This window comes from Rathayibacter sp. AY1F6, from assembly GCF_002932035.1.
Classification (GTDB): domain Bacteria; phylum Actinomycetota; class Actinomycetes; order Actinomycetales; family Microbacteriaceae; genus Rathayibacter.
Map to the genome: position 1 here is coordinate 239,917 of NZ_PSVD01000004.1, position 12,568 is coordinate 252,484.

The window sequence follows — 12,568 nt, forward strand, 5'->3', positions numbered from 1 at the left end:
GGACCCCCGCCGCAGCAAGGGGTCCCGTCCTCGTTCCGATCGCTCGGCGCTCCGCTCCGTCGACCTCAGCCGAAGGGGATCGAGCCGACCAGCACGCCGACGGCGAGCATGACCAGCGAGACGACGACCGCTCGCCACAGCACCTTGCGGTGGTGGTCGCCGAGGTTCACCGCGGCGAGGGAGACGAGCAGGAGGATCGCCGGGACCAGCGGGCTCTGGAGGTGCACCGGCTGCCCGGTGATGGAGGCGCGCGCCATCTCGACCGGCGAGATGCCGTAGTTCGCCGCGCTCTCGGAGAGCACGGGGAGGATGCCGTAGTAGAACGCGTCGTTCGACATGAAGAAGGTCATCGGGATGCTGAGCACGCCGGTGATCACGGCGAGGAACGGGCCGAGCGCCGGCGGGATCACCGCGACGACCCACTCCGCCATGGCGTCGACCATGCCGGTGCCGTTGAGGACGCCGATCAGCACGCCGGCCGCCAGCACCATCGACACGACGCCCACGATGCTCGGCGCGTGCTTGACGATCTCGGCGGCCTGGTCCTTCATCTTCGGGAAGTTGATCAGGAGGGCGACCGCGGAGCCGACCATGAACACGTAGGGCAGCGGCAGGATGTCGGCGACCAGCAGCGTCATCACCGCGAGGGTCAGGACCAGGTTCACCCAGATCAGCTTCGGGCGCAGCGTCTCGCGCTCGGGGTCGAGCATCGTGTCGGCCATCGCGGTGTCGGCGTCGTCGGCCTGCACGCGGGCGGCGACGGCCACCTGGGCTCCGCGCAGGGCCTGGGGGCCGCGGAGGAAGGAGAAGCGCTCCCGGGCGACGGTGCGGATGCCTCCGGTCAGGGCCGCGAGGCCGCCGGTGCGGGCGCCGCCCGAGCGGGAGGAGGAGCCGCGGCCGGCGCCGACGAGCTCCTGCTCGAGCATCGGCTCGGCCAGCGCGAGCGAGCCGAGGCGGCGGCGCTCGCCGAGCCCGAGGAACCAGGCGAAGACGAGCGTGACGGCCAGGCCCACCGCGAGCGAGGGGAGCATCGGCACGAAGATCTCGCTCGGCGAGACCTGGAGGGCCGCGGCGGCGCGCACCGTCGGTCCGCCCCAGGGGACGATGTTGAGCGTGCCGTTGGCCAGGCCCGCGACGCAGGTCAGCACGACCGGGTTCATCCCCAGGCGCAGGTAGATCGGGAGCATCGCGGCGGTGGTGACGATGAAGGTGGTCGAGCCGTCGCCGTCGAGCGAGACCGCGCCGGCGAGCAGCGCCGTGCCGAGCACGACCTTCGCCGGGTCGTCGCCGAGCGCGCGGACGATGAAGCGGATCAGCGGGTCGAAGAGCCCGACGTCGATCATGATCCCGAAGTACATGATCGCGAACATCAGCAGCGCGGCCGTGGGCGCGAGGCTGCCGATCGCCTCGAGGACCATGTCGCCGATGCCGAGGCCGGCGCCCGCGAAGAGGCCGAAGATCGTCGGCACGACGATCAGGGCGACCATCGGCGTCAGCCGCTTGGTCATGATCAGGGCCATGAAGGCCAGGATCATGGTGAAACCGAGTACTACCAACACAGCTGACTCCTTCGTCCAGTGCCTCCGCCCGCGCTCGGCGGGAGAGCCGGCCGGGAGATGGTGGAAACCCTAGGCAGCTCCGCGTCCGGCGCCGGGGTATCGCTCATTACGGCGACATCTGCGCATAGTGTGGCTTCTGCGCATTCTGCGCACGACGACGGCGAGGAGGCCCCGATGCGCTTCGCGACCCACGTCCTGGTCCTGCAGCTCGCCACGGTGTCGGCCGCCGTGCTGGTCTGCGCCGGCCTCGTCACCGCGCTCAGCGTCCAGCAGCTGCGCGGCGAGGCGGAGGGGACGGCGCTCGCCATCGCCCGCACCGTCGCCGAGGACCCCGACGTGCAGGACGCGGTCGCCGCGTCCTCCGCCGTGCCCGGCGCGCCCGCCGCCTCGGAGCTGCGCGGCGGACCGCTCGAGGACGTCGCCGCCGCCGTCGAGCAGCGCACCGGCGCGCTCTTCGTCGTGATCACCGACGATCAGGGCATCCGCCTCGCCCACCCCGACGAGGACCGCCTCGGCGAGCGGGTCTCGACCAGCCCCGACGAGGCGCTCGCCGGGCGCGAGAGCGTCTCGTGGGGCACCGGCACGCTGGGCGAGTCGGCACGGGCCAAGGTCCCGGTCTTCGCCGCGGGGGAGCAGCGGGTCGTCGGCGAGGTCAGCATCGGCTTCGCGCGCTCCAGCGTCTTCACCGACCTGCCGACCGCGCTGCTCGGCGTCCTCGCCGCGGCGCTCGCCGGCCTGGTGCTCGCCGCCGTCGCCTCCGTCTTCATCCGCCGCCGCCTGCTGCGCCTGACGCTCGGCCTCGCCCCGGAGGAGCTCACCTCGCTCGTGCAGGACCAGGCCGCCGTGCTCGACGGGGTCGACGAGGGCGTGCTCGCGCTCGACCGCGACGGGCGCGTCGGCGTCTGCAATGCGCGGGCCGCCGCGATCCTCGGCTCCGACGACCCGACCGGGCGGGCGCTGCACGGGCGGCCGCTCGCGGAGCTCGACCTCCCCGTACCGCTGGCCGACGCGATCGGCGCCGCGCTGGACTCCGTCGAACCGCCCCGCCCCGGAGGCGAGGAGGGCTTCGTCGTCCGTTCCCGCATCGTCTACGTCGACATCCGCCGGGTGACCCGCGGCGACCGCGACCTGGGCGTGGTGGTGGTGCTGCGCGACCGCACCGACCTCGCCGCGCTGAGCCGGCGCCTCGACGCGGTCGGCGCGATGACCAACGCGCTCCGTGTGCAGCGGCACGAGTTCGCCAACCGCCTGCACGTGGTCGCGGGCCTGCTGGATGCGGGGCGGACCGCGTCGGCGCGCGACTACCTCGACGAGGTGCTGACCCGCGGCCCGCTCAAGTACCCGGTGCAGCACGCCGACCGGCTGCAGGAGCCGTACCTCCAGGCGCTCGTCGGCGCGAAGGGGATCGAGGCGGCCGAGCGCGGCGTGCTGCTGACGCTCGGTGAGGAGACGCTGGTGCGCGGCACCGTCGTCGAGCCGGAGGACGTCGCCACGGTGGTCGGGAACCTGGTCGACAACGCGGTGCGCGCGGCGGTCGAGGGGCGGCGGGACGTGCGCTTCGTCGAGGTCGAGCTGCTCGACGACGGCGACGCTCTCTTCGTGACGGTCGCCGACTCCGGCGACGGAGTGCTCGATCCGGACTCGCTGTTCGACCGGGCCGGCGCGGGCGACCCCGTCGAGGACGACGGACGCGTGCACGGTCGGGGCTTCGGCCTGCCGCTGTGCCGTGAGGTGGCCGCCCGGCGCGGCGGCGAGGTCTGGCTGGCGGACGCCGGCGGAGCGGAGTCGGGGGCCGTGCTGTGCGCGCGCCTCCCCGGAGCGGTGCTGCCGCCGGAGCAGGACGGGGACGGGTCATGAGCGCGGACACGGCGCGGGAGCGCACGGTGCTGGTGGTGGACGACGACTTCCGGGTCGCCCAGCTGCACGCGGACCTGGTCGAGGCGCGGCAGGGGCTGACGGCCCTTCCTCCAGTGCACACGGCGCGCGCGGCGCGGGCGGCCGTCGCCGAGCACGCGCCCGATCTGCTGCTGCTCGACGTGCACCTGCCGGATCAGAGCGGGATCGCGCTGCTCCGCGAGCTCGACACCGACGCGTTCGTCGTCAGCGCCGCCTCCGACGGGGCGACGGTGCGGCGCGCCCTGCACGCGGGGGCGCTCGGGTACCTCATCAAGCCGTTCGAGGCGCGCCTGCTCGGCGAGCGCCTCGACGCGTACGTGCGGTTCCGGAACGTGCTGCGGGAGGACCGCGCGGCCGATCAGGAGGCGGTGGAGCGGGCGCTGCGCATCCTGCACTCGGGCGACGCGACCGCCGCGCAGCCCTCGCGCTCGGCGACCGAGCAGCTCGTCCTGGCGCGCCTGGCCGAGTCGGGCGCCGAGCTGTCGGCTCTCGAGGTGGCCGAGCGCGCCGGCATCTCGCGCGCCACCGCCCAGCGCTACCTCTCGGGTCTCGCGGGCCGCGGCCTCGTCGAGATGACCCTCAGCTACGGCACCACCGGCCGCCCGGAGCACCGCTACCGCGCCCGCTGACCCTCCGCGAGCGGAGTCCGCGCTCGAGCCGGCGGGACGTTCTCGGCGGTCGGGACCCGCTCTCCGGGACCCGACCGCCTAGGAGAGCCGACCGCGGTGCGCCGCTCCGCGGCGCACAGGACGACTCAGTGCGTCGCGTCGACGTCCGCGCCCGCGGCCTCGGCCACGCGGCGGCGCTCGGCGGCCTCGGCGGCCATGCGGCGGCCCTTGGGGCTGACGAGGGAGGCGATCACAGTGATCACGAGGACGCCGATGATGACCGAGAGCGACAGTCCGGTGCCGATCTCGAAGACCTCCACGTGCTCGCCGTTGTTGATGAACGGCAGGTTGTTCTCGTGGAGCGCGTGCAGGATCAGCTTCACGCCGATGAAGGCGAGGATCGCGGCGAGGCCGATGCTGAGGTAGACGAGGCGGTCGAGCAGGCCGTCGATGAGGAAGTACAGCTGGCGCAGGCCCAGCAGCGAGAACGCGGTCGCCGTGAAGACGAGGTACACGTCGCTGGTGAGGCCGAAGATCGCCGGCACGCTGTCGAGGGCGAACAGGATGTCCGTTCCGCCGATCGCCGCCATGACGAGGATCATCGGCGTGAGGACCTTCTTGCCGTCGATGTGCGTGTAGAACTTGTCGCCGTCGTACTGGTCGCTCGTCTTGAAGATCCGCTTGGCCAGGCGCACCATCACGTTGTCGCTGGAGTGGTCGTCTCCCGGCTTGACCAGGTTGAACGCGGTCAGCAGCAGGATCAGGCCGAAGATGTAGAAGACCCAGGCGAACGAGTTGATCAGTGCGGCGCCGAGGAAGATGAAGCCGGTGCGGGCGATCAGTGCGAAGACGATTCCGAAGAGGAGCACCTTCTGCTGGTCGGCGCGGGGCACCTTGAAGCTCGCCATGATGATGAGGAAGACGAACAGGTTGTCGACCGAGAGGGCCTTCTCGGTGATGTACCCCGCGAAGTACTCCGATCCGGGCGTCGCTCCGCCGAAGACGAGGACGCCGAGCCCGAAGAGCACGGCGATGCCGACGTAGAGCGCCGACCAGATCGACGACTCCTTCAGCGTGGGCTCGTGGGCCTTCCGGACGTGGAAGAAGAAGTCGAAGAGCAGGAGCAGGACGATGAAGACGATCGTCAGGGTCCAGATCAGGGGCGATACGGTCATGAAGGGGCTGGCCTCGCTCGTGAAGGGGGGGGTCGGGGGACGGTCGCGGGGGTCGCTCGTCAAGGGAAAAGGTAGCGAGGCACCGTAGCGAGCAGGGCGCCCGCCGATGGATCGTGAGTATCTTCTCAGTTCTCATCGCGTCCCTCGCGCCCAGCGGCCGGAGCGCCACACTGGTCACCATGACCGGCGCCGCTGTCGACAGGACCTTCCAGGACGCCTCCGGCGTCGTCATCCACTACCGCTGGTGGCCGCACCCCTCGCCCCGCGCGATCGTGCAGCTGGCCCACGGGGTCGGCGAGCACTCGGGGCGCTACGTCGAGCTGGCGGAGGCGCTGGTCGCCGCCGGGTACGCGGTCGCGGCGGACGACCACCGCGGGCACGGCCGGACCGGCCTCGAGCAGCACGGCGGCGACTCCTCCCGGCTCGGACTGCTGGGGCCGGGCGGCCTGCGCGCGACCGAGGCGGCGATCCTCCGGCTGACGGAGCTGCTCGCGGAGGAGAGCCCGGGAGTGCCGATCGTGCTGCTCGGCCACTCCTGGGGGTCGCTCATGGCGCAGCGGATCGTCGACCACCACTCCGGCGCCTACGCCGCGCTCGTGCTGAGCGGCACGGCCTACCGCCTCCCGGGGCACATGAACGCGGGCGACCTGGCGAAGCGGCACCGCGTCGCCGGCGGTCTCGGCCTCGAGTGGCTCTCCCGCGACCCGGAGGTCTGGCAGCGTTTCCACGACGACCCCCTCACCTTCACCACGCCGCTCGCGAAGCGGATCGGGCTGGTCGAGACCCTGCGGCTGGTCGGCCGCCCGAAGCGCGGGCCCGAGCATCCGCTGCCCCTGCTGCTGGTCGTGGGCGCCGACGACACCCTCGGCGGCGAGCGGTCGGTGCGCGCGCTCGCCCAGGCCTACCGGCGGCGGGCCGGGTACACGGACGTCTCGGTGCGGGTGTACCCGGAGGCGCGGCACGAGCTGTTCCAGGAGCTCAACCGGGCCGAGGTCACGGCCGATCTCGTGGAGTGGCTGGGCGAGCGCTTCCCCGCCCCGGCTCGCGCCTAGGCTGGCGTCATGCATGGCGAGTACAAGGTCCCCGGCGGAAAGCTCGTGGTCGTCGACCTCGACGTGGTCGACGGGAGGTTCGCCGGGTTCCGCCTGGCGGGCGACTTCTTCCTCGAGCCCGACACGGCCCTCGACGACATCGATCGCGCGGTCGTGGGCCTCCCGGCCGAGACGGACGCGAAGTCCATCGCCGCCGCCATCCGGCAGGCGCTCCCGGCCGACGCGGTCCTGCTCGGCTTCACGCCCGAGGCCGTCGCGGTCGCGATCCGCCGCTCGCTGCAGAAGGCGACCAGCTGGCGCGACTACGACTGGCGCATCGTGCACGACCGGGCCGTCCCTCCCGCGACCCACCTGGCGCTCGACGAGGTGCTGACCGCCGCGGTCGGCGAGGGCCGTCGCGAGCCGACGCTGCGGATCTGGGAGTGGGACCAGCCCGCCGTCGTCATCGGCAGCTTCCAGTCGCTCCGCAACGAGGTCGACCTCGACAACGCGGCGAAGTACGGCGTCGACGTGGTCCGCCGCATCTCGGGCGGCGGCGCGATGTTCATGGAGGCGGGCAGCGTCGTCACGTACTCGCTCTACGTCCCCGGCGACCTCGTCCAGGGGCTGACCTTCGCCGACTCCTACGCCTTCCTCGACGAGTGGGCCGTCAGCGCGCTGCAGTCGCTCGGGATCGACGCGGTCTACCAGCCGCTCAACGACATCACCTCGCCCTCGGGCAAGATCGGCGGCGCCGCGCAGAAGCGCCTGGGCTCCGGCGCCGTCCTCCATCACGTGACCATGAGCTACGACATCGACGCCGAGAAGATGGTGCAGGTGCTGCGGATCGGCCGCGAGAAGCTCTCGGACAAGGGCATCGCCTCCGCCGTGAAGCGCGTCGACCCGCTGCGCAGCCAGACCGGGCTCAGCCGCGCCGAGATCATCGAGCGCATGAAGGCGACCTTCGTGCAGCTGCACGGCGGCGAGGCGGGAACGCTGACCGAGGAGGAGTACGCGGCGGCGGAGGAGCTGGTGCGGACGAAGTACTCGACTCCGGAGTGGCTGCGGCGCGTCCCCTGACCGGCGGGTCCGGGGCGGCGGTCGCCGGCGCGTGGACCCGGAGCGGTACGCGGCGGGCCGGACCGGCGGGCGCCCCTCAGCTCGCGAGGAGCTCCTGGTAGTCCGGGTGCTCGGCGATGAACTCGGCGACGAACGGGCAGGCCGGGACGATGCGCCCGCCGAAGCGCTCGTGCGCGTCGTCGAGGGCCGCCTCGACGAGGGTCTCGCCGAGGCCCTCGTGGCGGTGCTCGGGCGCGATCTCGGTGTGGAGGAAGACCACGTCGCGGCCGCGGACGGCGTAGTCCGCGACTCCGACGGTCTCGCCGTCGAGCCAGAGCGTGTAGCGGGACGAGTCCTCGTCGTGGCGCACCTCGGAGATCATCGCGCCACTCTACGCCGGAGCCTCCCCGGCATCCGTCGAGCGCGGGCGCGAGGCGCGGAGCGTGTCGCCGGGCTCGCGCGCACTGGCACAATTGCCGGGTGCCCAGGACGATCCAGATCGCGGACGGCGTCCCGGAGTCGCGGAGCGCGGTGTTCCACGCCGACAATCTCGAGGTCCTGCCGCAGCTGGCCGACGGCGCTTTCACCGTCGTCTACCTCGACCCGCCGTTCAACACGGGCCGGGCGCAGGTGCGCACCTCGACCACCTCGGTGCGCTCCACCACCGGCACGATCGCCGGCTTCAAGGGGCGCAGCTACGAGCGGATCCGCGGCGACCTGCTCCGCTACGACGACCGCTTCGACGACTACTGGTCGTTCCTCGAGCCGCGTCTGGCCGAGGCGTGGCGGCTCCTCGCCGACGACGGCACCCTCTACCTCCACCTCGACTACCGCGAGGCGCACTACGCGAAGGTGCTGCTCGACGCGCTCTTCGGCCGCGAGTGCTTCCTCAACGAGATCATCTGGGCCTACGACTACGGAGCGAAGGCCACGCGCCGCTGGCCGACCAAGCACGACACGATCCTCGTCTACGTGAAGGACCCGCGCGGCTACCACTTCGACTCCGCCGCCGTGGACCGCGAGCCGTACATGGCCCCGGGCCTCGTGACCCCCGAGAAGGCCGAGCGCGGCAAGCGGCCGACCGACGTGTGGTGGCACACGATCGTCTCGCCGACCGGCCGCGAGAAGACCGGGTACCCGACGCAGAAGCCGGAGGGGATCCTCCGCCGCATCGTGCAGGCGTCCAGCCGCGAGGGCGACGCCGTCCTTGACTTCTTCGCCGGCTCCGGCACGACCGGCGCCGTCGCGCACGCTCTCGGCCGCCGCTTCGTCCTCGTCGACGAGCACGCCGACGCGGTCGCCGTCATGCGCCGCCGCTTCGCCGCCCTCGACCCGGCGCCGCTCTTCCTCTGACGCGGGCCCTCTCGACTCCTCAGACGTCGCCGTCCTCGCTCGCCACCCCCGCGACTCCTGCGCACCGGCCGGCTCCCACTGTCCAGGAGTCGTCGCAGTCGAGTTCGGTCGCTCCCACTGTCCAGAAGGTGTCGCACTCGACATCGATCGCTCCGACTGTCCAGGAGTTGTCGCACTCGACGCCGACTGCGACAACTCCTGGACAGTCGTGGTGGGAGGCGCGCCTCCCCAGGTGCGGGATCAGGGGTTCGTCCACAGAATGCGGATCGCGGGAGACGGACGAGGATCACGGACCCCCAGAATCGCGGCATGTCCAGCACCGACCTCGGAGCCTTCACCCGGCGAGCGGCACTCCGCGCCGGGATGACGGACACCCGGCTGCGCACTCCCGCCCTGGCCAGCCCCTTCCACGGAGTGAGCACCCGGGTGGCGCCCGTCACGCACCTGGAACGAGCCGTCGCCTATCTGCCGCGGCTGCGGCCCTGGCAGCTCTTCTCCCACCTGACCGCGGCCGAAGCCTGGGGAGTGCCGCTCCCGGCGCGACCCGGCGAGGACGATCCGATCCACGTGTCGGCGACGACGCCGCACCGGCCCCCCAGGACCCGGGGTGTGATCGGCCACACCCTCACGGAGACGGACAGGGTCGAGCGGCACGGCCTGCCGGTGACGGGAGCGGTGTCGACGTGGATCGCGCTCGCGCCACTGCTGTCCGCCCGCGATCTCCTCGCGGCGACGGACCACCTCCTGTTCGAGCCGCGCTACCCGCGCCGGGACGATCCGCGTCCCCATGTCCGGCTTCACGAGCTGCAGGACCGCCTGGCCTCCCATCGGGGCCGGGGCCGACGCGGCCTGGCTGAGGCTCTGCGGCTGGCATCGACCGGAGCCGCCTCGCGGAGGGAGACCTGGCTCCGCGCTCTCGTCGAGGAGGCGGGACTGCCCGCGCCCGACGTGAACGCCGAGATCAGGATCGGCGGCCGACTGCTCGCGGTCGGCGATCTGGTCTTCGAACGGTGGAAGGTGGTGGCGGAGTACGACGGCGGCCAGCACCGGACGGACGACGCGCAGTTCTCACGCGATCGTGAACGGCTCCTGGCCCTGCACCTCGCGGGCTGGATCGTCGTGGTCGTCCGCGCGGAGGGTCTGACCCGGGGCAGGGCGCGCACGATCGCCGAGCTCCGTGCCGCTCTCGTGGCCCACGGCTGGCGACCGTGACGCACCCCGTCGACGGATCGACCCGCTCGTCCATCCCCGCCCCGCCGCCCGCGTCCGCCCCACCGTCCGGATCCGCCCGCCGGTCCGCATCCGATCGAGCACGCGGAGCCCTCCGACTACGCAGGAGTAGTCGCACTCGGCGTCGACTGCGACGACTCCTGGACAGTCGCGGGCCGGGGTCAGCTGCTGGCGCGGACGACCAGCGACGTCGGCATCAGCGTGCGGTGCTCAACGGGGAGCCCCTCGATGCGGGCGGTCAGCAGCTCCACCATGCGGGCGCCGAGCTCGTCGGGGAGCTGGCGCACCGTGGTCAGCGCGGGGACGGCGTTCCGCGCGAAGAGATCGTCGTCGAAGCCCACGACGGACACGTCCTCGGGGATCCGGCGGCCGGCCTCGCGGAGGGCGGCGTAGGCGCCGACCGCCATCTGGTCGTTCGCGGCGAAGACGCCGTCCAGGTCGGGGTCGCGGGCGAGGAGGCGGCGCATCGCCTCGGTGCCGCTCGCCGGCGAGAAGTCTCCCCACTCGACGAGGTCGTCGGCGAGGCCGGCGTCGGTGAGCGCGCCGCGCCAGCCGATCAGGCGGTCGACGCCCGGCGGCATGTCGGCGGGGCCCGCGATGGTGGCGATCCGGCGCCGGCCGCGCTCGATCAGGTGCGCGGTGGCGACGGCCGCCCCCTCCGTGTTGTCCACGTCGACGAAGTAGGAGCCGCGCTCGTCCGGCGAGAGCGGCCGGCCGCCGAAGACGATCGGCAGCGTGCCCGAGAGCGCCGCGTAGGAGTGGTCGCCGGAGTGGTGCGAGACCACGAGCGCGCCGTCGACATTGCCGCCGAGCAGGTACCGCCGCGTCTTCTCGCCGTCCGTCTCGGACGCGATCAGCATCGAGAGCGTGTAGTCCGTGTCGGCCAGGCGCATCGCGGCGCCCTGCACGATCGAGGCGAAGAACGGGTCCGCGAAGACGCGCGCGGTCGACTCCGGCACGATCAGCGCGATCGACTGCGTGCGCCGCGAGGCGAGCATCCGCGCCGCGTGATTGGGCACGTAGTCGAGCTCGCCGATCGCCTTCTCGACGGCGGCCACGATCTCGGCCGCCACCTGCGGGGCGCCGTTGACCACCCGCGAGACCGTCGCGCGCGAGACTCCGGCCCGCGCCGCGACCATCTCGAGGGTGGGGGAGCGGCCCCCGCCGCGGACGCCCGTCGGCTCGCTCACGGGTCAGTCCAAGATCGCCGCGGCGCTGCCGCCGAGCAGTCGGGAGTAGACCAGGCCCGAGTCCTTCACGATCCGCTCCTGCGTGTCGTAGTCGACGCGCACGATGCCGAAGCGCTTCTCGTAGCCCCAGGCCCACTCGTAGTTGTCGAGGAGGGACCAGACGAAGTAGCCGCGGACGTCGGCGCCCTGGTCGATCGCGTCGGCGACCTTCTCGACGTGGTCGAGCACGTACTGCGTGCGGTCCGCGTCGTGCACGCGGCCGTCCTCGACGACGTCGTCGTAGGCGGCGCCGTTCTCGGTCACGTAGAGCGGAGGGAGGTTCTCGTACTCCAGGCCCAGGCGGGTCAGCAGGTAGCGCAGCCCGTCGGGGTTCACCTCCCAGTCCATCGCGGTGCGCGGCAGCCCTCGCGACGGGAAGGTGATGAACTCGGAGCCGACCCAGGGGGAGCCGACCTCGCGGTCGGTCGCCTGGGCGAAGTCGTCGGCTCCGGCCGGCAGCGGATGCGCCGAGACGTTGTCGTCGTGGTAGTGGTTCACGCCGAGGAAGTCGAGCGGGAGCGAGATGAGATCGAGGTCGCCGTCGACGATCAGCTCGTCGAGCCCGAGCCCGGCGACGTCCTCGAGCAGGTCCTCGGGGTACTCGCCGCGCAGCAGCGGGTCGAGGAAGATCCGGTTCTGGAGGGCGTCGAAGCGGCGTGCGGCGTCGAGGTCGGCCTCGTCCTCGGGGTCGTCGGGGACGGCGTTCGAGAGGTTGAGCGTGATGCCGAGGTTCTGCGCTCCGAGCTGCCGGAGCGTCGAGACGGCCAGCCCGTGGGCGAGGTGCGTGTGGTGCACGGCGGCGAGGGCCTTCTGCTGCGAGATCACGCCGGGGGCGTGCACGCCCGCCCCGTAGGAGAGCAGGGTCGAGCAGAACGGCTCGTTGAACGTCGTCCAGTGCTGCACCCGGTCGCCGAGGCTCTCGTAGACGGCCTCGGCGTAGTCCCGGAAGCGCTCGGCGGTGTCGCGGTTCGCCCAGCCGCCGGTCTCCTCGACGGCCTGCGGGAGGTCCCAGTGGTAGAGGGTGAGCCACGGCAGCACGCCGGCGCCGAGCAGCTCGTCGACCAGGCGGGAGTAGAAGTCGAGGCCCTCGGGGTTCACGGCGCGGTCGCCCGGCTTCACGCGCGCCCAGCTGACCGAGAAGCGGTAGGAGCCGAGCCCCAGCTCCTTCATCAGCCGCACGTCCGCCGGCATCCGGTGGTAGTGGTCCACCGCGACCTCGGGGGTGTCGCCCTTCGCGACCGCTCCGGGGACGCGGGAGAACGCGTCCCAGATGCTGTCCTCCTTGCCGCCCTCGTGGCCGGCGCCCTCGATCTGGGCGGCAGCGGTCGCGGATCCCCAGAGGAAGCCGGCGGGCCAGTCGCGGACGGCGAGCCGGTCGGCGCGGGCGATCTGCTCCGAGAGGCTCGGGGTCGCGGGGGAGGGGGTGGG

11 protein-coding genes are annotated in these 12,568 nt (G+C 72.5%); 6 read left to right on the forward strand and 5 right to left on the reverse strand.

Annotated elements, in window-relative coordinates; translation table 11 throughout:
* Window positions 1-65 precede the first annotated feature (65 nt).
* Window positions 66-1,535, reverse strand: coding sequence for a CitMHS family transporter (locus C5C44_RS06160; RefSeq protein WP_104233156.1), 1,470 nt, complete (start codon window positions 1,533-1,535; stop codon window positions 66-68).
* 198 nt (window positions 1,536-1,733) lie between these two features.
* Between C5C44_RS06160 and C5C44_RS06165 the strand changes: the two genes are divergently transcribed.
* Window positions 1,734-3,416, forward strand: coding sequence for a sensor histidine kinase (locus tag C5C44_RS06165; protein WP_104297829.1), 1,683 nt, complete (start codon window positions 1,734-1,736; stop codon window positions 3,414-3,416).
* Entirely contained in the window at window positions 3,413-4,084 is a 672-nt protein-coding gene (locus C5C44_RS06170; protein ID WP_104223865.1) for a response regulator, read from the forward strand. Before C5C44_RS06165 ends, C5C44_RS06170 begins: the two co-directional genes overlap by 4 nt.
* A 125-nt stretch (window positions 4,085-4,209) precedes the next feature.
* On the opposite strand, the gene C5C44_RS06175 is transcribed toward C5C44_RS06170, so the two are convergent.
* The gene (locus tag C5C44_RS06175; RefSeq protein ID WP_104223866.1) at window positions 4,210-5,238 is read right to left on the reverse strand and encodes a TerC family protein; all 1,029 of its coding nucleotides are present in this window, start codon (window positions 5,236-5,238) and stop codon (window positions 4,210-4,212) included.
* Window positions 5,239-5,417: 179 nt separating this feature from the next.
* Here C5C44_RS06175 and C5C44_RS06180 point away from each other — a divergent pair, with 179 nt between their 5' ends.
* Together C5C44_RS06180 and C5C44_RS06185 are read left to right on the forward strand one after the other, a co-directional pair.
* The gene (locus C5C44_RS06180) at window positions 5,418-6,290 is read left to right on the forward strand and encodes an alpha/beta fold hydrolase (RefSeq protein ID WP_104233159.1); all 873 of its coding nucleotides are present in this window, start codon (window positions 5,418-5,420) and stop codon (window positions 6,288-6,290) included.
* Between the two features lie 9 nt (window positions 6,291-6,299).
* Window positions 6,300-7,349 carry a biotin/lipoate A/B protein ligase family protein gene (locus tag C5C44_RS06185; protein ID WP_104225162.1) on the forward strand — a complete coding sequence of 350 codons (1,050 nt, stop codon included), beginning with the start codon at window positions 6,300-6,302 and terminating at the stop codon, window positions 7,347-7,349.
* A gap of 76 nt (window positions 7,350-7,425) precedes the next feature.
* Here the strand turns inward: C5C44_RS06185 and C5C44_RS06190 are convergent, their stop codons facing one another.
* Complete coding sequence (locus tag C5C44_RS06190) at window positions 7,426-7,710, reverse strand: GNAT family N-acetyltransferase (protein WP_104233160.1); 285 nt, start codon at window positions 7,708-7,710, stop codon at window positions 7,426-7,428.
* A 98-nt stretch (window positions 7,711-7,808) separates the two neighbouring features.
* Between C5C44_RS06190 and C5C44_RS06195 the strand changes: the two genes are divergently transcribed.
* Window positions 7,809-8,681, forward strand: coding sequence for a site-specific DNA-methyltransferase (locus C5C44_RS06195; protein WP_104225160.1), 873 nt, complete (start codon window positions 7,809-7,811; stop codon window positions 8,679-8,681).
* A gap of 309 nt (window positions 8,682-8,990) precedes the next feature.
* Window positions 8,991-9,893: a hypothetical protein gene (locus C5C44_RS06200; protein ID WP_104324876.1), complete on the forward strand. Its 903-nt coding sequence runs from the start codon at window positions 8,991-8,993 to the stop codon at window positions 9,891-9,893.
* Window positions 9,894-10,072: 179 nt separating this feature from the next.
* Here C5C44_RS06200 and C5C44_RS06205 read toward each other — a convergent pair whose 3' ends face one another.
* Together C5C44_RS06205 and C5C44_RS06210 are read right to left on the reverse strand one after the other, a co-directional pair.
* Window positions 10,073-11,050, reverse strand: a complete 978-nt coding sequence (locus tag C5C44_RS06205; protein WP_104225165.1) for a LacI family DNA-binding transcriptional regulator — start codon at window positions 11,048-11,050, stop codon at window positions 10,073-10,075.
* A gap of 54 nt (window positions 11,051-11,104) precedes the next feature.
* Window positions 11,105-12,529, reverse strand: coding sequence for a GH1 family beta-glucosidase (locus C5C44_RS06210; RefSeq protein WP_104335536.1), 1,425 nt, complete (start codon window positions 12,527-12,529; stop codon window positions 11,105-11,107).
* Window positions 12,530-12,568 lie beyond the last annotated feature (39 nt).